Origin of the sequence: Porphyrobacter sp. YT40, assembly GCF_006542605.1 — a bacterium.
Classification (GTDB): domain Bacteria; phylum Pseudomonadota; class Alphaproteobacteria; order Sphingomonadales; family Sphingomonadaceae; genus Erythrobacter.
This window is the reverse complement of record NZ_CP041222.1, coordinates 1,400,315-1,421,671: the sequence shown is the minus strand read 5'-3', so window position 1 is coordinate 1,421,671 and position 21,357 is coordinate 1,400,315. Positions and strand designations below refer to the sequence as shown.

Genomic DNA, 21,357 nt, shown 5'->3' with positions numbered 1-21,357 from the left:
TAATACCAAGGCGCATTGATCAGGACCCATGCGACCACTGGCGCATGCCGATGGACATGATACGCCATGGCTGATTGACGAGGTTGTTCTAGGCAAAACAGCAGTGGTCGACGATGTCGTCGTAGGATTGGAAGATGCGGTTCGACAGCCAGTTAACGCGCATGAACTGCCAGACGTTCTCGACCGGGTTGAGTTCGGGGCATCGCGGCGGCAGCGGCAACAGGGTGATGTTGGACGGCACGACCAATTCGGCAGACCCGTGCCATCCGGCCTGATCGAGGATGACAACGGCATGGGCACCGGGCGCCACGTGGAACGCGATCTCTTCCAGATGCATGCTCATCGCCTCGCTGTTGCAGCGGGGCATGACGATGCCTGCAGCCTCGCCTTCAGCAGGGCAGATCGCGCCAAAGATCCAGGCCGAGGAGCGCCGCTGATCTGGGGGAGCCGAAGGAAGCGTCCCGCGCCTGGCCCAGCGCCGGGTGAGCTTGGTCTGCTGCCCGATCCTGGCTTCGTCCTGCCACCACAGCTCTATGGGCGTTCCTTCGGGCAGGCGGTTGCGGACTTGCGCCAGACGGGCAGCGAAGCCTTTTTAAAAATGGCGATGTCCTGGTCCTTCTGCCCACGGTGACGCGGGCGCGCGGAGGGGACTGTCAGGATTTCCGTGTGTGGGCGGGCGGTTGAACATTACGCTGCCATAGCTTTGATGAACCGTTCGCCGAACAGAACGGCGAACTGGGCCTTGGCCATGGACCACTCACGTGGCTGCATTCTCCACTCTTTTTCCGAGCGGTTCAAGATCAGATAGAGCAGTTGGACACCCGCAATAACCGTAATTTAGGCGACGCGCTGATCCGTGCGGTGTTTGGCGAGGTCAGCGGCGCGATTTGATCGGGCTGGTGGGCATCGCTTCGATGCCTTTTTGTCAGCCTTTCAGCCGCATCCGCGCATTTTAGGCGCACCTATCCCGTTGCTGCACACCGTTCGTGGAAGATGAGCCGGTTGAAGTTGTAGGCCAGATTGGCGAGCGTGAGTTTGGCCCGCGCACGGGCAATGCCGATGGTGCGGATGAACAGGCCATAGCGGTTCTTCTGATGCGCGAAGACATGCTCGAGGCGGGCCCGGATCGCTGACTTTGCCGCATTGACGCGCGCCAGGTGCTCGGGCATCGACCTGCCCTTGGGCTTCCTGCGATGGATGCGGCTGTTCAGCATATTGGCCTTCAACCATGCCTCGTTCTCGCTGCTGCGATAGGCGCTGTCGGCCCAGACATCGCCGACGGTGTTGGCGGTGCCGATTACCCGCTGCAACTGCCGTCCGTCGCTGTCGGCGGCCGAGGTCACCGCTGCCTTGCGGATGAACCCAAACCGCCGATCGATGCTGATATGCGTCTCGTAGCCAAACACCGGCGTGGCGATCTGTGGCAGCGGGGTGCCGTCGGGACGATAGCGAACTTTGCCGCCAATCTTCACGGTCCAGCGCGCATCGACATCCTTTTGTTGCGCCTTGTTCGGCTTGCCGCGCCAGATCTGCCGGGCTGACTTGCCGGCTTTGATCGCGGCCTTCTCATCCTCGGTGTTGCGCTGCTTGGGCGCGGGCACCAGCGTGGCATCGACGATCTGGCCACCCATCGCCAGGCATCCTTCCTCACGCAGTTGTTGTTCGAACGCCTGCATCAGCGCATCGAGCGTGCCGCTCTCGGTCAGCCGGTTGCGATAATGGGGGATGGTGTTCTCGTCGGGCATCGCGCCGCCAAGGTCGAAGCCGAAGAAGCGCATCCAGCTCAAGCGATCCCGGATCATGAACTCCATGCGCGCATCCGACAGATTATGCTGCGCCTGAACCACCAGCACCTTGAACATCGCCACAGGATCGAAGGCTGGGCGGCCGCCCTTGGCGCCGTCACTGTAGCCGAGTCCGTGGGTCAAAAGCGGCCGGAAACGCTCGAATTCCACCGTGCCAGTCAAAAACTCCAGCGGATCGCCGTCATTGCTCAGCCGCTCCAAGTGCTCCGCCAGCGAAAACAGGCTGCGTGGGTGCATCAAACCTCTCCGTCCAATGCCCGGAGTGAATCAAAGGAACGGCCTCAACGCGAGGGGTTTTTACGGGTGTCCAGCTCGGTTGCAGCCTCATCGTTGCGGAAGTGTGCCCCCTGGCCCTGACGGCCCGCCGAAGCTTCGAGTTCAGCGCCTCGATCGCGTTGGTGGTGTAGACGATCCGGCGCACTTCCTCCGACAAGGCAAAGAACGGGATTACTTCAGCCCATACCCGCAAAGGAATTCCCCTTGGGTCAGAACGTGGAAAAACGCTCTAAAATAGCAAGCTTCTTATTTTGGATTTCCAAAATTTAACAAAAGCGTCATTTTTAAACCACGGCTATTTTCTATCTCTTTTCATTTCTTTGCGATTTGTATTGAACTATAAAAAATAGTAAAAATACTGCGAATACCGTCATGTGAAACAGAGTCTCTCGATCCATCCGGTCATTAAGAAAATCAAAGATAACGACAAGGAACAAGATGAGGCATGCCGCCGCTGTCAGGTATAATTTTTTTTTCATATACCCCCCATCATTCGCAATCTGCTAACATTTTTACGACTTCGCTGCCCAAGTATACAACTCCTCCGGCGCCAGCAATCACTGGTCCGGCAATTTCTCCATCTGGAAACAATGGAGTGAGTCCCATGCCCCCCCAGAAGACAACTACCCCTGCAGCCATCATCCCGTTTCCTACTCTTTGCACACCCGTAGCTGCATCGCAAACCTTCTGATCAGTCGATCGAAGATCGACTGTAACAATGGGTTGGAATCGTTGACTCGAATTATTCAACCGATCCCTTTCAACAATTTCTACTCGAATGGGCTTTTTGGTTTTTTCGTCCCGGCCAATGAAAACTCCTGGTCTTCTTAGACTTACGCCACCAAACGAACTCGATAATCCTCCATAAGGAACTGACAGTGTATATGTATCTATTGTGACATTTATCTCAGCGCCTTCAGCAACCCAAACTCCTCCGTTTCTCTCGCAATCCTCTTGCTCTTTTGATTTACCCTCCTTCATGTCGCAGAAATCCAAGCCAGTCGGATCGAACCGGTTTATTGGGTCATTCCCGACATAGGCATACATATTAAGTCCGTCACCATACCTGATCGGGTCGGTCTGCATGAACCGGCCGAGAGTGGGCGAGTAGGCACGGGCCTTGTAATGATACTGCCCCAGCTCAAGGATCCAGATCTGCCCGGTGTAGCGGAACCGCCCGGTGTTCGCTGTGCCGCCTGGGATTCCGGGCCGACCGAATTCATCGTAGGTATTGATCGCTTTGACCGAGCCGCCCCAATCGAAACTGGCCACGATTGATCCGAGCCGATCCGCATAGAGATACTCAGCGGCGCTGCGTCCAGCATTTGATCCCGCATAGCGGATCATCGGATCGTCTCCCGCGCCAAGCCCGTGCACGTAGCGATTGAGCATCGTGCCGCTGGGGTTGAACTCGCCAACCAACGCATCGGCATCATACAGCAAGCGGGTGATGCCGCCAGACTCATTGGTGATCTGGTAGAGCCGGCCGAGAGGATCATAGCGTAGCCCCGCCGTCTTGGCGCCGGAAGCGCTGACGAGCCTATTTTCGACATCATAGGTGTAGGTGGTGGCGCCATCAGAGGTCAGGTTGCCGCTGGCATCGTGAACATAGGTCACGCCGTTGACACTGTCGTACTGGTTCAGTCCATCGGGTACATAGGGGGTGTCGAGACTGCCCGCTGGCTGGGCATTCCAGACATAAAGCTGGTTATCGGTCGCCTCGCTCTTCGCCTGATTGGTCTGGTTGTAGCTAAAGGTCCGATTGACATCGTAGCTGCTGCTCGGGTGATCAACGAAGATACGGTCTAGCCGGTTCGCATTGTCGTAGAACATCAGGCTATCGGGCGCGCTGCTGTCGCGGTTCATCCGCTCGAGCCGCCCCCAGGTGTCATAGACGTTGGTGACAAGCTCGATCCCGTCATCGTCGCGGATCCGTACGAGGCGACCGACAGTATCGTATTCGTACGCCCACCATGCGCTGTCGGGATGCGTGATCCGGGTCTGCCGTCCAGCAACATCGTAGAGGTAGGAAATCGGCCGCGATACGCCGTCCATAATCTGCGTGCTGCCGACGGGGCGCCCAAACGCATCGTAGCTCACGACGATCCGGTTCGAGCTGTCGTATGCGGCTTCGGTCAGCGATCCATAGAGGTCGTACTTGTAAGTGACGTCGCGGGTGTGCAGCGGGTCAAGCCCCGCACGTTCGGGAATCGTTTTCTGGGTCAGCAAGCGGCGGTTATCGTAGGCTAGCGAGATCGTCTCACCGCGCCGCGTGCGGAACTGCGAGACGTTGTTTGCCGTATCGTAGGTGATCTCCTCGTAATCGCCTGGGTTGGAGACCCCCGGGGTATCTTGATAGGGATAGTTGATCCGCCGCGTCCGATCGTGCCCGTCATATACATAGATCGTGCGATTATTGTTGGCATCCTCAACCCACGCGACCGTCCCGTTGGCGTTGTAGGCCATCTCGGCGGTTTGCTGGGCGAGCCCGGTATCGACAGCCGACCAGACCTGCGTGGCCCTGTCTGCGGTGTCGTAGTAGCGACGCGTGATCCGGTCCTCGCCATCCGCCGCCGGGGTCATCTTCACGCAGACATCTGACGGCAGAGACGCAGTAGCGCTCGTCAGGTTCATCCGGACGGCGGTGCAGTCGAGCCGCCCGGCTGCATCGTAGCTGTACTGCGTGATCGAGTACCGCGTTGCGCCATCGGTCGAGATCTGGCTGCTGGAAGCGAGCCGGTCGAAATTGTCGTAGGTGTTCGCCAATCTGGTGCGGGCAGAAAAGCTGTTCCAGTCGGCCGGGCTGGTGCCCGGCATCTGACCGTTCTCGACCAGCGTCACTTGGCCATTGTTGTTGTAGGTGGTGCGCGTGGCGAGGCGCGGCAAAGAACCAGCGCCGTCGGGATCGGGGGAGATCACCCCCGTAATCTGGCCTGCGACATCATAGCGGTAGACGGTCGTGTCATCGCTGCCAGGCAGCGGCCCATCGATCGTCGCCACCTTGCCCAGCGTGGAATATGTGTAGTTCGTCGAAGCGGCGAGACTGCTGTCGCCGGCGCGGGTGGTGATGGTGGTGGGATTGAGGTTCGGGGAGACGTTCGCGTCATAGGCAATGTCAGCATTGCCCTCGTTCGCAGTCCCGGTGCATTGCGCCTGCGTCCGACAGGTCCTGATGTTTGACGGCACGACAATCGATGTCGGCTGATCCACGAGGACGTTGGATGGGGTCATGATCTTCGCTACGCGTGCCACATAAGCAATCCGCGTCTCGGCGCGAGCGCCAGACTGGTCGGGGGGCGCTTCAACGAGGGTGACCCCGCCATGGGTAGGATCGTAGGTGTAATTGGTAGTCTCAGCGCCGGCTCTGGTTGTCGCCGTTGGCTTGTTGCAGGTCACCGGGTTCGTGCAGTTCGCGGGGAATGTCGCCGTCGAGATGATGTCCGCAAGGAACGTGCCCGGCTTGGCTTTCTGCGTGACCGTGGTCACGTTCCCGCGAGCATCACGGGTATACTGGGTCCGATTGCCTTCGGGGCGCTGCACGGCGCTTAGCCTGCCATTGGCGTCGTACTCGTAGCTGGTGGTCTGATTGAGCGCGTTGCGATCAGAGACAAGTACCCCCAGCGATGGGTTGGCGACCGTCGTCCGAGTACGTCCCAAGGAGTCGGTTGCGACAGCCTGCAAGTTGCCATTACCGAGGACCGTCCAGGTGTAGTTGCGGGTGTAGGTTCCTTCCCTGACAACGCTGGAGACGCGGCTGTTAGCGTCATAATTGTAGACGACACCATATGAACTGTCGCTGGGCCCCTTGATGCCTGTGAGGCGACCAGACGCATCAGTACGATAGGCACTTGATCTGTTGAGGTTGTCGATCACGATCTCAATCGGTTGACCTGCGCTGTCAGTGGCTGGCACAAAACCGAGCGATGGCCAGTCGACCGAAAACGGGCAATCGACAGCACTTGTAAAGTCACAATCATCAACGCCCCCATTGGCAGCCGTGACCTTGAGCACCCGCTCCCAGTCATTGACGGTCGTGGAGTTCAGTGTGTCAGTGGCGTAGCGAAATTCGATCAAATAGCTGTTATTGGTTGAGACACCTTCCAAGCGGAGCATGGGGATATCTATCACGAGCGAAAGAGCCGGGATCGAGTATTGATAGCTATCGTTGTGGTAATGCAGGGTAGTCCGGTGACCATCTGGTCTGACAATGGTCTCGGCCACAGCATCGACCAGTCCATAGTAGCTGGCGCCATTCGCAACATAGGAGCGCTTGAAAATGATCTGCGTTCCGTCCCGCGCAGTGAACACGTGCGTACCGGTTGTGAAGTTCGGAACAATCGTTTCGCCGGTGCCCTGCGCAGAACGATAGACCCCGCTGACCAGATTGAATGTCATCCGCGAGCCGCCGATGTTGACCGAAGCGGTCGCCTGACCCTGCTTGATGATGGCGGTGATGATGTAATTGTGGCGCCAGCCATTGCTGACCCGCGTGCGTGAAAAGGCGATCCCATCAGCGCCCCCCACCGACACGCTGGCCGAAGGAATAATGACTTTACCGGTTGTGAGGTCGACACCGAACTCATCAACCGCGCTGCGGATCGGCGGCGCTTCAAGCGTTGTCTGAGCAGCCAGCTGCGAGGGCACCAGCATTGCGGGCACCAGAACCGCGGCAGTGGAAAGTAGAAAATGCCTGACCTGCATGACGCGCCCCCAGAATTTTTAGATCGAAAGATCACTCATAATTATTTTTGACCGTCCTTTGATCGGCGGTCCCAGGCACCCGAGATTTTCTCGGCATATGCACAAAGCACAGCAGGATATTCCCCGAGCGTTTCATAGATCTGAGCTTGAACGGCTTCGTTGCCATACGCCGCCAGATTGCAAACCTGGTCGCGATAATCGCCAAGATCTGTTGGTGTTTTCAGCCCGCTTTGAGCGCAGTTTGTTTGTATGAATCCTCGTGCCTCGAGGTCAGGGACCGATACTCGCACGACCACGATCACAGACGATCTGTCTGTTTTCATCGCGTCTTTGGAGGCAACTCCTCCAAACGGTGAAGCCATGCAGATTGGTTCAGCGTCAATGGCTCTGACCTGCTCAGCATCTGGCTGAGCCATAGACGGCTGGGCCAGCATGATCGTAGCGAGCATTGCTGACAGGCATTTGCCGACAGATTTCCCCTGAGACATCTCGCACCTTAAAAATTGGGCTACAGCGATCAACGAACGGATGCGCGTCACGGAGGCGGAAGTCCCCCGCCACCAGAGCAGGACGTGGTCACGGATGTGAGCACTGCTGTGTCGGTCGCTCCGAGTGCATCCGATACCGTGTAGGTAAATGATGAGGCGTCATAAGCGCCACCTAGCATAATCTCGATTGTACTCGCTGAGAATGATAGCAACGCAGCTTCGCCGTAATCCTGAGTAACGGCCGTTACCGTCAAAGGATAATGGCCATCGGGATCGGTGTCATTGGCGGTCACGTTTACAAATCTTATGACGCCACATTTTCCCGAGGTGCCGTTGTCCTGCGCCACTGGCGGACTGTTGGTCGGCGTCGGCGCTGGGGTTGGCGTCGGCGTCGGAGTTGGGGTTGGCGTCGGAGTTGGCGATGGGGTAGGTGTCGGTGCGATACAGGCAGGTAGCGAACCGTCATTTCGGATCTGAAAGCTCGTGCGATTGCCCATCGCATCATAACAGAGCTTGCGGGTGTCACCATTACCTAACCCTCCGGACACCTCGGAAGAGGACAACCGTCCCAGGGGGTCATATTTAAGGGCCTTGGTTTCGCTCTGAGCCATCGCCACCGCAGAATTGACGGCGAGCAAGCCAAAGATACTGGTGACAGTAAAGAAGCGCCCCTTCTTCATCCCGAACCCCCGATCCAGGCCAGCGGAACAAGCGTCCGCACGTGACTAAGTTGCTGGAAACATCATCGCTCAACCGCCCGTTAGTCAAGAAAAAACATCGGCAGCTCAACAAATTCCGTGCCGAGCTTTGTGGAATGGGAGGGCGGCCGCTCCTAGACCTACACAATTTCTTTAGGGGTGGGGTGGTCGGCTTCTCTGATGAGAGGCATCGGACTCGACTGCGTCGATCTCGTCGCTCGCATATGGTTGATTGCAGGAGCTTTGGCGAATCACGGGTGGTGATTTCGATCAATGCTGCTTCAGTCTCGCAAAACCGTATTCTGTTTCGCTGTCCGAGAACCAATGAACCCAACTCAAGTTTTCGGACACCGGGGCGAAAGTTTTCATCAATCATCATTTGACCATTCTGACGATGCAGCCGCGGGGCGACCATTTGTAGGAACCCCAGACTTCACGAGCATGCCGCTGGCAGGGGTCGCGCCCGACTTTAAGCGCACGGCATCGCCAGTTCTATTGTTAGTGAAACCTGCCACTCGTCCGAAACGGATCGCTCACCGGACACTTTGCAGGCGCCAGAGGTCAGACCCCCCTGCCCTCCGCAAATCCGGCTTGCCCGCGCTCTCATTAAGGTGGTACGCTTTATTTTCTCACACAGGGGCCTCATCCGTTACACATGACCGACACTCTCATCGGATATGCCCGCTGCTCGACCGACAAGCAGGACCTCACTGCCCAGCGCCGCGCGCTCATCGAGCTTGGGGTGCCCGAGGACCGCATCTACACCGACCACGGACTGACCGGCCGCAACCGCGATCGTCCCGGCCTCGCCCAGGCTCTGGCTGCGGTCCGCGCGGGCGAGACATTGGTCGTACCCAAGCTGGATCGCCTCGCCCGATCGGTGCCCGACGCCCGCGCGATCGCCGATGAGCTGGAGAAGCGCGGCGTGAGCCTCGCACTGGGCAAGCAGGTCTACGACCCCAACGATCCAATAGGCCGGATGTTCTTCAACATCCTCGCCACCTTCGCCGAGTTCGAGAGCGACCTCATCCGCCTGCGCACCCGCGAGGGCATGAAGATCGCCCGGGACAAGGGCAAGCTCCGCGGCAAGCCGCCCAAGCTGTCCGACCTCCAGCAGCGCGAGCTCCTCAAGATGCACGCCACCGGGGAATACTCGATCAGTGACCTTGGGAAGCTGTTCAAGGTTTCTCGGCCGACTGTCTATCGGACGATCCGGCGCGGGGAGAGCGTGGCGACCGTTGAGGGGCCCCAAAATGAAGCCGACTGAATGCAGATAATGCAGCCATATGCACTCGGCTGCGATAGATTAGCCTGCGCGTTCGTATGGGGATCGGTCCCGAGGTCGACACTGCTGCTGACAAAGGAAGCCTTATGGAGAATTCGATTGCCTTCGAGATCGCTCAACGAGCACTCGATGGAAAGTCGAAGATACCCGTTTACCAGCGACGGAATGAAGAGATCATTCGAAGGGAACTCAGCCTCCTCTTTCAATTATCAGCAAGAGTTGGGCGTGATCTGTTCCCGTGTAAGTGCGAACTTGAAATAGAATATCAGAGAGAATTTCAAGAGCCTGAGACGCGCCAGATCACAGCTGAGAGCGTTTTTATGTTTTCCCGCCAGGCATATCTGGAGGCATTTTGCCACTACCGGCAGAAAAGACGCACTTTCAAATTGGATCGAATGTTGAGCACTCGAGTTGTAGGGGAGAGCAAATATGTAAGCTATCCGCTCACCGTTCTCGAGGTTAGTGACTTTTTCGTTCATCCCAAGACTTGGGGAGATTACCGCAGACCCTGTTCGATCTTGGTTCGAAAGATGATGGATGTTTCCGTTCCTAAAGCTGAGCGATTTCGTTTCATCTTCGAATTTGCGGCACGAAGCCTGAGCAGGGGTGTCTGGGCAGATTCCTTCACCGACGGCAAGGCGGCGGGGGTGGCTTTTCTGGCTCTGAACACGGATGTTATAAACTTCAACTGGCAGGCTGAAGTCGGTCGGATTAGGGGTGGTCGCTTCGATCAGGCTGCATTCACCGAGACGCTGAAATCAATTGACCATTTCGGCTTGCGAGGTCGCTTCCGTCCCATAAACGGGGCTGATCCAAGTTCAGTATGACGAGGCCTGATTACGCGCCTACCCCTTACCTGCTCGAGCGCTCATCCGACATTCGTTGCCTGCCGTTGGTGCCTGTGCTTTATGCTACGCCGCATGCTCGAAGCCGATCAAATTGAAAGCTTTATAGCCGAATGGCGCGGCACCGGCGGCAGCGAACTCGCAAACACCCAGTCCTTCATCAACGGGCTGGCCCGGCTCCTCGGCGTCGATCCCCCGCGCGGCGCCAAGGCTGACGACACCGCCAACGACTACGTCTTCGAGCGGCGCGTCTTTCAGGACAATGGCGACGGCACCACCAGCTTCGGCCGGATCGACTGCTACAAGCGCGGCTGCTTCATCCTCGAAGCCAAGCAGGGCAGCGAGGCGGACCGGGCGGCTGCCGACAAGGGCGAGGACGATCTCGACATCTTCGGCCAGACCGCCAAAACCCGCGTCGCCCGCGGCACTGCCCGGCGCGGCACGCCGGGGTGGGCCAAGGCGATGGTGCAGGCCAAGGGGCAGGCCGAACGCTACGCCAAGGCGCTCCCCGTCGATCATGGCTGGCCGCCGTTCCTGCTCGTCGCCGATATCGGTTACTGCATCGAAGTCTACGCCGACTTCACCGGTACCGGCAAAGCGTACGCCCAGTTCCCCGACCGCGCGCGCTACCGGATCATGCTGGAGGACCTGCGCGACGAGGATGTGCGCGACCGCCTGCGCGCCATCTGGACCGATCCCAAGAGCCTCGATCCCACCGCCCGCGCCGCCCGCGTCACCCGCGACATCGCCGATCTGCTCGCCACCGTCGCCCGCCGCCTCGAAAAGCGCGGCTATGATGCCGAGACCACCAGCGGCTTCCTCATGCGCGTGTTGTTCACGATGTTCGCCGAGGACAGCAAGCTGATCCCCGAGGGCAGCTTCACCCAGCTCCTCAAGAACCAGCGCGCCCATCCGGAGCATCTCGAACACCAGCTTTCCGCGCTTTGGGTGGCGATGGACAAGGGCGAGTTCTCGCCTGCGCTCGGCGTGCCTCTCAGGAAGTTCAACGGCTACCTCTTCAAGGAGCGCACCGCCCTGCCCCTAGATGCGGAGGAGCTTGAGGTGCTGATCCAGGCCGCCGAACATGTCTGGACCGAGGTTGAACCCGCGATCTTCGGCACCCTGCTCGAACGCGCGCTCAACCCCAAGGAGCGGGCCAAGCTCGGCGCCCATTACACGCCGCGCGCCTATGTCGAGCGGCTGATCGGCCCGACCATCATGGAACCGCTGCGCGCCGACTGGGACGGGGTGCGCGGCGCGGCTGCCACCCTGATCGAAGAGGGCAAGGCGGACGAGGCGAAGGCCTTTGTCGAGGCGTTCCATTCCCGGCTCGCCCAGACCAGGGTGCTCGATCCCGCCTGCGGCACCGGCAACTTCCTCTATGTCGCCATGGCGCGTATGAAGGAGCTGGAGGGCGAGGTGCTCGATCTGCTGGTCGAACTCGGTGACGACCAGTATGTCGCCGAGCTCACCGGGCACACCATCACGCCCGAAAACTTCCTCGGTATCGAGATCAACCCGCGCGCCGCGGCGATTGCGCAGCTGGTGCTGTGGATCGGCTACCTGCAATGGCATTTCCGGGTGAACGGCGCGGATCGCACCCCGCCCGAGCCGATCCTGCGCGACGTCAAGACCATCGAAAACCGCGATGCCCTGATCGAGTGGGACGAGAAGGTTGCGGAGCTGGACGAGGCTGGAAACCCGGTCACCCGCTGGGACGGCGAAACGATGAAGGAGCACCCCGTCACCGGCAAGCTGGTGCCCGACGAAACGGCACAGGTTAGCGTATTCCGCTATGTCAAACCGCGCGCGACGAAGTGGCCAAAGGCGGATTTCATTGTCGGCAACCCGCCGTTCATTGGCGGCAAGGATGTGCGCGACCGTCTGGGTGATGGCTATTTCAAGGCGCTATTCGCTACCACCGACGTGCCCGAGAGCGCTGATTTCGTCATGCATTGGTGGGACAAGGCAGCAACCGCCGTGCGCAAGTCAGGCACGCGCCGGTTCGGCTTCGTCACCACCAATTCGATTACGCAGGTGTTTAGCCGCCGGGTGATTGCCAAGCATCTGGATGCCAAGGACCGGGTGAGCCTGCTGTTCGCTATCCCGAACCACCCCTGGGTGGACGAGAAGGATGGAGCCGCCGTGCGCATCGCCATGACGGTCGCCGCGCCGGGCAAGGCGGCGGGCTATCACTGGAATGTTGCCGACGAAAGCGGCGCGCCCGATCATCTCGTTTACACCGAGAGGGTCGGCCAGATCAGTTCCGACCTGAGGATCGGGGCTGATGTGACTTCCACAGTCGCTCTCAGAGCTAATGAAAAACTGGCGTCGCGCGGCGTTCAATTGATGGGCGATGGATTCATCTTGGCACCGGAAGAGGCTGCCAGCCATGCGAAGGTTCGAATCCTCCCGCCCCAGCCATCCGCGCTACCTGACTGCCCCTCCCCGAATAGGATTCGAACTGACGGCCAAGAATCTGCTGTAATCTTTGACTATCGAAATGGCCGTGACCTCGCCTCACGCCCTCGCGGTGTGAAGGTGATTGACCTCTATGGGATGAGCGAAGCCGAGGTGCGTGAGCGGCATCCAACGGTGTACCAACATGTGCTGGCGACCGTAAAACCCCATCGCGACCAGAACAACCGCGCCAGCTATCGAGACAACTGGTGGTTGTTTGGCGAGCAGCGTTCAGAGCTGCGTAAAGCTCTTCGTGGGGTAAGCAGGTACATCGCCACCATCGAAACGGCCAAGCACCGGGTTTTCCAGTTTTTGCCGATGTCGATCCTGCCCGACAACAAACTGGCCTGTATTGCCCTCGACGACGCATATGCATTGGGTGTCCTATCAAGCCGCCTACATGTGGCGTGGGCGATAGCGAGCGGCGGGCGGCTCGGCATGGGCGATGACCCTGTGTACGTGAAATCGCGCTGCTTCGACCCTTGCCCATTCCCCGCTGACGTTCCCGAACCGCTGAAAGACAAGATCCGGGCCGAGGCCGAGGCGCTCGATGCGCTGCGCAAGCGGGTGCTCGAAAGCCATGAGGACCTGACCCTCACCAAGCTTTACAACGTGCTCGAAGCGCTGCGGGAGGGCCGCGCGCTGACCGATGCCGAGCGCGACATGCATGATCGCGGGCTCGTGACCCTGATCCGCCAGCACCACGACGCCATCGATGCGCTGGTCGCCGAAGCTTATGGCTGGCCCGCTGACCTATCCGACGAGGAAATCCTCACACGCCTCGTCGCCCTCAACAAGGAGCGCGCCGCCGAGGAAGCCCGCGGCCTGATCCGCTGGCTGCGTCCCGAATATCAGGCACCGGACTACAAGGCCCCCGTCACCCAGGCGCTCGACCTTGGCGAAACAGCCGCCGCGCTGCCCGACAACGTCATCCCCTGGCCCGGCTCGCTCCCCGAACAGGTCAGCGCCGTCCAATCCATCCTCACCGCCGCCGCCACGCCCCTAGCGCCGCAGGATGTCGCCCGAGCCTTCAAAGGCAAACGCGCCGCCACCGTCCGCCCGGTGCTGGACGCGCTCGCCGGCATCGGCATGGCAAGGCGGTTGAAGGACGGACGATACGCGGCGTGAGCTATGGCGAATAGGAAGGATCAACTCCACGCAGACGTTTCGTTTATCTTTGAGGAATGCGCGCGCCTGAACCAATTGGTGAAGGAAGGGAAATTCAGTTCGCTCCCCCGTGAAGACGCGTTTTGCGACCTCCCTCACCCCACCTACAATTGGCCGAACGGGAAAATGCTCTGCAGCCGCGCAGGATATGACCGGTTAGGGTCTCTTACGCGCACAGCATTAGCGCGCGCCAACTTGGAGCGGCGCGTGTCCCTTTCATCGGCGCGGAAGGTGCTCGCCGAAATTTTGGTTCGAAAGTTCCTGCGCGAAAAGCGTCCGATCGACATCATGAATGTCGATCGGGCTTTGTCGGAAACGGCGAGGCGATGCGGCAGAAGCTGCGAGGATATCACACACTTTATCCCTTGCCACCTCATGGCACCACAGAGCCCCGCCTCATTTGAGATCGGACCGATCAGGTTCCTGAACCAGTCAACATTCCGGAGCGCCCTCGCAGCATCAATCCGATCAAACCGTCGGCTTGGCCACCAGATGACGCGGCGCTCGATCTCGCAGGCCATAGAATACTACCGCAATTTCGGATGGGTCGCCGAAGTGAAGGTGATCGGCTGTGACAAGAAGATCTCAGAGATGACAGCTGCCAGAGCTGCCTTGGCGGCACTTAACTGTCTTCATGTCCTGATCGGAGCGGGGCACTCGACAGAAATGCAGGTGGGTGGCCCGGGATTGGCGAATGATCGCAGAGCGGGCTTCAGCGTCGAAGCTGATGGCAGCCTATCCTACATGGTTACCTACGGTGGGCAGGGCAACGTCGGCTTCGATGACGATTGGATGGACCTCTTCTCCGGAGCGGACGCCCAGGAAATCATCGCCAACCTTGGCATCGCCCTCGAACAAGCTGTCAATCCGGCATTGCAGCGCCCGCTCAGCGAAAGGCTACTCGATGCAATGCAGTGGTATGGTGAAGCCGTGAGAGAACCGTCCCAAGGCGCCAAGGCAGTGAAATATGTAACCGCCCTTGAACGGATGGTGATGACGGACGAGAAGGATGACATCGCAAGCCTCGTGTCATCGCGAGTTGCTGCGCTCTGCCTGGACGAACCGACTGTTGAATGCCGGGATCGGTGGCAAAACGAAGTCCGAAGAGCGTATGATATACGTTCGAGGCTCGTGCACGGTTCAGTTTCGCCCACATCAGAGATTGTTTTCGACGGCGTTCGGCTTGGATCGCACCTCGCTCGCAGTACTTTGCTCAGCGCAGCCAAGCTGCTCGGTGAAAGGGGACTGCGTGACGAGAAAGCTGCCAATCGGGATCTGGCGCGCTATTACGATCAAATTGTTCATCACGTTGACGCGGTAATAATGCAACACGCTGCCTAGGAGTCGGGTGCTACAACGCGGGCGAACCAAGCTTCCTCATGCGCGGACCAGGTACATTGAACCGCATTCACATGTTGCTGCCGGGACGTGATACTTTCGGCAAGCGCGCTTTGACCGCCCTTACATGCCTAGAACATTTATCCAGTTCTAGCGAAATAGCTAGACAGGCATAAGGCTTTTGGAACGCGCCCGTGGATTGTGAAATGCGACCCCGCCTCCCAACCGAAATCACTGAAACGGCGCCAGCTGCGCGATCGACCTGTTCTGCTCGGCCCGTGCTGCTTGTCCCCACAGCTGCTTTCGATAGGCCCGCTCCCCATGGAGCTGCCGCACCTCGCGGAACATCATGGCAAGCTGGAATACGGTCATCGGCGCGCGCCAATATCGGTTTGAGAGCCGCCCCTCGATCTCAGCGAGCAAGTGTGGCCGTTCCCGGTCGGTTGCAGCGACCAAAGCTGCGGCGATATCGCGGCCGCTGGCAATGCTGTGCATGCGCGCGACAAGTGGGAAGATGACTGCACCGATCGCGGTCAGGCTGATCGCAGCAACACCGGGGATGAACACCTCCCTGCGTTCGGGCGTGACGCCGAGGACGAACGCGGCGAGGGTTGCGACCCCGAATGCAATGATGGCGGCCAGAGGAACTGAGACCGCGATCGGGTGGCGGCTTGCGAAGAACCGGGCGCGGCTGATGAGGCCGGGGTGCGGCAATCCAGCGATAGGCTGGGCATTTGCGGTATGTTTGTCGGTCATGGTGATTTCCTTGTTTGAAGCACGAGGGAGGCGGTGCTGTTCATGCGCACTGGGGAGCGGCGGGCATCAATCGCTGCGCGTGTGATCGAACCCGCCGGCGCCAGTGCCCGACCAGTGATCGAAGCTGCTGCCGGTCGACCCGAAATCATGGTGGTGATGGTCATGACGGTGATGATGGTCGTGGTGGCTGTGGCTGTGGTGAGTGTGGTGGTCGTCCCGGCGGTCCAGATTCACGCCGAAGGGGTTGCCACCGACATCGACACCGCCGATGCCGGGGGTGATCATGGGAAGGCCGGTGGCGGGGTTGATTCTGGGCCCCTCGTCGATGGGGGCGCATGGCGGGGTGCTCGAGCTGGTGAACAGGCCGGTCAACCATTGGAACAGTCGCATGGGTATCTCCTGTCATTGAAGGGCTGTCGGTGCACGGCCCTTGGGGTGGTGCCCACATGTTCACACGTTCACATGGGCATAGTCTCACATTCTCACTTCAACTCATACCCCTCAAAATCCTGCCTTTTCTCTTGTTCCCTGGGATCGACTAGCGGCCAATGGGGCTCTCGCCGTACTTGCGCAGGACGTCGTCGAAGGCTTCGGCCATCAGATCCTGAAGGCTGAGGCCATGGCGGCGCGCGCAGGTGTGGAGCGCCAGCGACAGCTCGGGTGCGAAGTAGCCGGAGATTGCCTTGCGGCCGACGCGGCTCGGCGGGGTGGGAACCTGAGCGACGACAGGTGCGGATCCGGTTGGCGCAGGTGCCGCTCCGTCATCCTTGGGTTTCCGATCGGCAAGGTTAGCGAAGCGGTTCATGCGGATTTCCTCTTGTGCGCCTGAGACTGTGAGCGTGTGGACATGTGGAGCTGTTCACATGCCCACATGTGCAGCTGTTCAATCTCGCCCGCTGCTTTGCCGTCGGGATCGAACTCGAACACGGTCTGCCCACCTGCAACGGCATGGCGATAGGCCGCGCGGTCCGGCAGGATGATGGGGCAGGTCTGGCCGCCGAACCCGGTCACCAGTTCGCGGGCATCGGCATAGATGTGCGGGGCATGGGGCGGTCCGGCAGTGAACACGACGAAGGCAGGGCGCGCGAGCAGCTCGACCAAGCGGATGGTCGTGCGCATCGCCGCAAGGTCGAAGGCGCTGGGGCGGCACGGGATCAGCACCACATCGGCGCATTCGGCTGCTTTGCTGGCCGCAAAATCGGCGTGTGGCGGCGTGTCGATCACGATCAGCTCGGCGCCCTGTGCGGCGGCGACCGCGATCTTCGCCGGGATGCGCAGCGGGGCACTGTCGATCACCTCCGGCGGCGCGCCTTGCCGCCACTCAGCCCATTGCGAGGCGCTGGCCTGCGGGTCGGTGTCGATCAGCAGGCTGATGTGCCCTGCACGGGCGGCCGCGGCAGCGAGATGGATGGCCAGCGTGGTCTTCCCGGCACCGCCCTTCTGACTGATGATCGCGACTGTCCGCGCTGATGTATGGGTGTGGGGATGTGAGGGCGTGGTCATGTGCGGTGGTCCTCATGTTCACATGTGGGCATGTGAGGCTGTGCGGGTGTGCGGACGTAGGGATCCGGGGGCATCATCGCGGTCACATCCCGAAGTCGTAATCGCGGTCGCGCGACAGATCTGGCCCGCTGGATCCGCGCCCCGGTTCGCTGCGCTCGGGTGTCCGCTCCAAGGCCAGTTCACGGTCCTTCTTCTCCGTCGCGGAGGGCAGAGCGTGGCCATTTTCCCGGGCGGTCTCGATCGCGCTGCTTTTCTCGCCGGTTCGACTCTCCACCTGCCGCTCGACGCGCGAGGGATTGTCGGTCACCAGCGTCGCGTTCTCCGCGATCCGGGTCACGGCAACCAGGAACGAGGCCGAGGTGTTGAGCATCCGCTCGCGCTCTGACATCATGATGATGCCGTCTTTGGCCGTCATTCCTTGCGCGACGTGAACGTTGATGGCGTAGGCAAGGTCGAGCCGCTCGAGCATGGGATCGCCGCGTGGCAGATCGTGGAGCTGGCCGTCGCTGGCCTTCACGGTAATCGTGTCACCGTCGATACGGGCAACATGGGCAATATCGCCGTTGAGCAAGCCGCGTTCCCCATCCTTGGCGGTCCAGCGGATGCGGTCACCCTCGTGCAGGTCGATCTGCTTGGGCTCGAAGATGGTGACCGCGTCGTGCTTCAGGTTGCGCGGCAAGCGGTCGGGATCGAAGCGGCGGATCTCGCCGTTGGGCATGGTAAGGTCGACCTTGCCGTCCCTGACTCCGATAACGGTTCCGCGCTCGCCACGCGCAAAGCCCTGTTTGGTCAGGTTAGTCTCGAAGGCGACGACACGCCCCTCCTGATAGCCCTTCAACTGCCGCGCACCCTCGCGGGTGACGGTGACCCGGTCGAGCACCTCGAGTCTGATCCCCCGCGCGCTGATCTGGCCGCGATCAATCAGCGAAGCCTGCGCGGCAGCATTGCCCGCGCTGCGCATCGCGCGCCCCGCGGCCAGAAGGATGGTGTTGTCGCGCTGCTCCTTGGGCAGGTCGGCCCACATATCGGCGGCAATGCCTGCGATCTTGCCCGGCGCAACTTCGATGGTCGCAGGTTTCAGCGCGGCAAAGGCCTGGGCGACATCGCCCTGTTCGAGCGCGCGGTTGATGGCCTGCATCTGCGGGGTCTGCGCGCGCAGGTTCTCGGTGATCTGGCTCTGCCTGAGATCATGCTGCTGCAATTGCGCAAAGGGCTTGCCCGCCTCGATGGCCGGCAGTTGTTTCACATCGCCGGCGAGCACCAGCTTACCCACGTCCATCTGGTTGGCGAGGGTGATGAGCCGCGCGAGCCGATCCGTGCCGATCTGACTGGCCTCATCCACCATCACCAGCGCACCGGACAGCTCCGCCCTTGCCGTTGCCACCTTATCCGCGCTGGCACTGCCATCAATGACACGCCCATACCGTGCCAAAAACGCATCCACGGTCGATGCTGGACTGGCCGTTTTCTCCCCAAACTCCCGCGCGATCCGACCCACGTGGGACAGCGCCACCACCTGCCGCCCCTCCTCACGCGCAATGGCCGCAACCGGAGCCAGCGCCGCCGACTTCCCCACACCCGCGCCGCCCTGAACCAGATGCACGCGGTCTTTGGAGGTAAGGATCGCGACGCCCGCCTGCTCCTGCCCGGGATTGAGGCGGCGAAGGCCGATGGCCCGCGCCTGTTCCTGCAGTCGCGCAACGATGCCGTCCTTGTCTGCGATGGGTTGAACGCTGTCCTTGCCCGCCTGCGCCAGGGCAATGACCTTGGTCTCCATGGCCAGCGCCTGTTCGGTGGTGAGCATCCGGTCGCGATCCGCCGGACAGCTGCCGATCAGCAAGCCGCGCTGCTGCAACAGATCGATCCGGGCTTCGATCATGGTGACGGTGACCGGCCCCTGCCGTTCAAGCGCTGTCCGGATCAGGTCGTTGCGGGAGAAGGCTGCCTCGCGTTCGCCCAGCTCCCGCGCTGCCGAGGCAACTGCCTGTGCCGCGGCAAAGGCCTTGGGCTCGAGCCGCCCGAGCCGCTCTGGCACCAGCGGGTCAGAATCACGCGGGGTCAGTCCCATGGCACCGGCAATCGCCATGCCGCGCTCGCCGATCCCGCGAATGCCGTCGACGACGCGCGACCAGACCGTCTGTTCACCTGCCGCGCGTGCCATGGCATTCTCGATCAGCCGGGCCGGATCGAAGCCGATGGCGCGGGCGGTCTCTTTCCAAGCGGCGACCTGCCGCGCCGCATCGGGCTCCAGTTCCTTCCCGCGCCGTGTCGATAGCGCCGCCAATTCGCGCTCGCGTGCACTGCCCCGATCCCCCTTGGCCAGCTCGGCGAGAATTTCGGCGCGTCGGGTTGAGAACGCTTCGACCGCTTCCCGCGTCACACCTTTGATCTCGAAAGCACCGTCGATGGCATTGCGGGCAGGGACGGTTTCGTAGCCCAAGGCTTCGACGCGGTTGCGCAGTTCGGCATTGTGGACTGCCGACAACACGTGCTGCGCGCGGTAGAGCTCGTCATTGCGCACCGCATGCCATTTGCCGTCCGAGGCCATGGTCGCGTTGGCAACGACGGCGTGGATGTGCAGTTGCGGTTCGCCGTTCCTGTTCACGTCATGCAGGAAGGTCGCGGCGATGAGGTTGCCGGTGCGTTCGGGCACCTGTCTCCCTAGCGCTGCATCCCAGACCCGCGCTTCGACAACGTTCTTCTCCGCCCATCGCAGGGTTGCCGCGACGGAATCCTTCAAGGCTTCGACCAGACGCTTGTCGCCGCCGAGCATCGCCACCAGCGAAACGGACTTCGACGCCGAGAAGGTGAGATCAACGCCGGGGCGGTGCACGCCGTCCTTCCCGGCAATCACTGACCCATCGGGAAGCCTGCCCTCGAGCACGGCGACGAAGGCCGCTTCCTCGACCTTGCCTGACAGACCTAGTACCTCGGCGCCCTCACCGAACCACGAGCTTGCATCCTGTGTCTGGTCGGCGGTGTAGTAGTTGTCGGCCGAGTAATACTCCGCCGCCGATGAGGCTGAGCCGACCGAGGCGAGCGTAATCATCGCCGGTCCTCATGGGCGATAACGCGCAACCCCAGTTCGCGCTCCTGCTGGGGAACGGTGCAATCGGTGGTGGCGTATTCCGCTTCGATGAGGCGACACATCTCTGCCGGGCTATCGATCAGCTTGGCAGCCTGCCAAACAGACCAGCTGTCCCACAGGTTCGGTGCCATGAGGCCGACAAGAAAACCGAAGACAATCACCAAGCCTCCGCACGCTGACAGAAACCTGAGCGACAGCATGCGATCATCGCCAAGGTAGACTGCGCGTATCTGGCGGGGCTCGCTGGCGAGTGCGATCGACTTGTCGAGCTGTTCGGAGATCTTCGCGAGGTGCGGTTCGAGCGCCTCGATGAGTCTGGGCTCCAGCGCTTCGAAACCGGCAAGCAGCTTCTCGACCTGCTGGTAGAAGGCCGAGTAAGCCTCGGAGTTGCGTTGCCGGATTTGGTTGGCAATGTTCTCATGGGCACGTTGGCTAGCTGCTTCGCCGCCATTCCAGTCCGCCACGAGCTTCCCGAACAGCCGAGCGTTCTCGTTCTGCGCCCGGTCGAGCTCGACCACGAGGTCACGCAGCTCATGAACAAGAAAGCTGACTGTGGTGTCGAGGCGCGGTGCAGCCTCCTTCTGGAAAAGGGCACGGCCAGCATCGGCGGCCTCAATGAATTCGACGGCCAGATCCCTGAGCAGGGCCGCGTTCGACAGACTCCGTTCGGCCGCGATGGCGCTGAACCGGGTGTAGATGTCAGATGAGACGCTGGTGTTGAGCTGTTCAAGCTTGGCCACTGGAACCTCCTTTGATTTCAGAGGCAAGAGGCGACCGCCTAGAGATCAACCTGTTGAAATATGGCGGTTCTATAGACTGGCTATAGACCGATTGTGCTGCTGGGGCAGCTTTCGCGGCGCGATTATGAACCTGTCTAGAGCCTAGAATGCCGGATTTCTGCGGGTCTACGCCCGCCCAGATCACACCGCCACGTAGCGTGGAGTGTG

General features: G+C 60.6%; 14 protein-coding genes and 3 pseudogenes. 4 read left to right on the top strand and 13 right to left on the bottom strand.

Annotated elements, in window-relative coordinates:
- Positions 1-19: 19 nt before the first annotated feature.
- The 7 genes and pseudogenes from E2E27_RS06665 to E2E27_RS18700 all read right to left on the bottom strand — a co-directional run.
- Positions 20-645 (bottom strand): annotated as a pseudogene (locus E2E27_RS06665) (IS630 family transposase); the annotation flags it as partial.
- A gap of 42 nt (positions 646-687) precedes the next feature.
- A pseudogene (locus E2E27_RS06660) lies at positions 688-825 on the bottom strand (IS256 family transposase); the annotation flags it as partial.
- Between the two features lie 137 nt (positions 826-962).
- Positions 963-2,042 carry a transposase gene (locus tag E2E27_RS06655; protein ID WP_141458235.1) on the bottom strand — a complete coding sequence of 360 codons (1,080 nt, stop codon included), beginning with the start codon at positions 2,040-2,042 and terminating at the stop codon, positions 963-965.
- 71 nt (positions 2,043-2,113) lie between these two features.
- A pseudogene (locus E2E27_RS06650) lies at positions 2,114-2,271 on the bottom strand (transposase); the annotation flags it as partial.
- Positions 2,272-2,570: 299 nt separating this feature from the next.
- Positions 2,571-6,782, bottom strand: coding sequence for an RHS repeat domain-containing protein (locus tag E2E27_RS06645; protein ID WP_141458234.1), 4,212 nt, complete (start codon positions 6,780-6,782; stop codon positions 2,571-2,573).
- Between the two features lie 41 nt (positions 6,783-6,823).
- Entirely contained in the window at positions 6,824-7,321 is a 498-nt protein-coding gene (locus E2E27_RS06640; protein WP_141458233.1) for a hypothetical protein, read from the bottom strand.
- Positions 7,318-7,950 (bottom strand): Ig-like domain-containing protein, encoded by a 633-nt coding sequence (locus tag E2E27_RS18700; RefSeq protein WP_181443612.1) that lies wholly within the window; start codon positions 7,948-7,950, stop codon positions 7,318-7,320. The genes E2E27_RS06640 and E2E27_RS18700 overlap by 4 nt, the downstream gene beginning before the upstream one ends.
- A gap of 673 nt (positions 7,951-8,623) precedes the next feature.
- Between E2E27_RS18700 and E2E27_RS06630 the strand changes: the two genes are divergently transcribed.
- The 4 genes from E2E27_RS06630 to E2E27_RS06615 all read left to right on the top strand — a co-directional run bounded on the left by E2E27_RS06630 (position 8,624) and on the right by E2E27_RS06615 (position 15,066).
- Positions 8,624-9,235: a recombinase family protein gene (locus tag E2E27_RS06630; protein ID WP_066525586.1), complete on the top strand. Its 612-nt coding sequence runs from the start codon at positions 8,624-8,626 to the stop codon at positions 9,233-9,235.
- A 104-nt stretch (positions 9,236-9,339) separates the two neighbouring features.
- Positions 9,340-10,080, top strand: a complete 741-nt coding sequence (locus E2E27_RS06625; protein WP_181443611.1) for a WYL domain-containing protein — start codon at positions 9,340-9,342, stop codon at positions 10,078-10,080.
- A gap of 93 nt (positions 10,081-10,173) precedes the next feature.
- The gene (locus E2E27_RS06620; protein ID WP_234036221.1) at positions 10,174-13,686 is read left to right on the top strand and encodes a class I SAM-dependent DNA methyltransferase; all 3,513 of its coding nucleotides are present in this window, start codon (positions 10,174-10,176) and stop codon (positions 13,684-13,686) included.
- A 270-nt stretch (positions 13,687-13,956) separates the two neighbouring features.
- Positions 13,957-15,066, top strand: a complete 1,110-nt coding sequence (locus tag E2E27_RS06615; RefSeq protein WP_234036220.1) for a HEPN domain-containing protein — start codon at positions 13,957-13,959, stop codon at positions 15,064-15,066.
- A gap of 228 nt (positions 15,067-15,294) precedes the next feature.
- Here the strand turns inward: E2E27_RS06615 and E2E27_RS06610 are convergent, their stop codons facing one another.
- The 6 genes from E2E27_RS06610 to E2E27_RS06585 form a co-directional block, all read right to left on the bottom strand.
- Entirely contained in the window at positions 15,295-15,819 is a 525-nt protein-coding gene (locus E2E27_RS06610) for a hypothetical protein (RefSeq protein WP_141458231.1), read from the bottom strand.
- Between the two features lie 66 nt (positions 15,820-15,885).
- Complete coding sequence (locus E2E27_RS06605; RefSeq protein ID WP_141458230.1) at positions 15,886-16,209, bottom strand: hypothetical protein; 324 nt, start codon at positions 16,207-16,209, stop codon at positions 15,886-15,888.
- A 148-nt stretch (positions 16,210-16,357) separates the two neighbouring features.
- Positions 16,358-16,624, bottom strand: coding sequence for a ribbon-helix-helix domain-containing protein (locus tag E2E27_RS06600; RefSeq protein WP_073973233.1), 267 nt, complete (start codon positions 16,622-16,624; stop codon positions 16,358-16,360).
- The gene (gene parA, locus E2E27_RS06595) at positions 16,621-17,322 is read right to left on the bottom strand and encodes a ParA family partition ATPase (protein ID WP_141458229.1); all 702 of its coding nucleotides are present in this window, start codon (positions 17,320-17,322) and stop codon (positions 16,621-16,623) included. Before parA ends, E2E27_RS06600 begins: the two co-directional genes overlap by 4 nt.
- A gap of 82 nt (positions 17,323-17,404) precedes the next feature.
- A complete protein-coding gene (mobF, locus tag E2E27_RS06590) occupies positions 17,405-20,371 on the bottom strand; it encodes a MobF family relaxase (RefSeq protein ID WP_141458228.1) in 2,967 nt (988 codons plus the stop codon).
- Complete coding sequence (locus tag E2E27_RS06585; RefSeq protein ID WP_073973740.1) at positions 20,368-21,150, bottom strand: hypothetical protein; 783 nt, start codon at positions 21,148-21,150, stop codon at positions 20,368-20,370. Before E2E27_RS06585 ends, mobF begins: the two co-directional genes overlap by 4 nt.
- Positions 21,151-21,357: the final 207 nt, after the last annotated feature.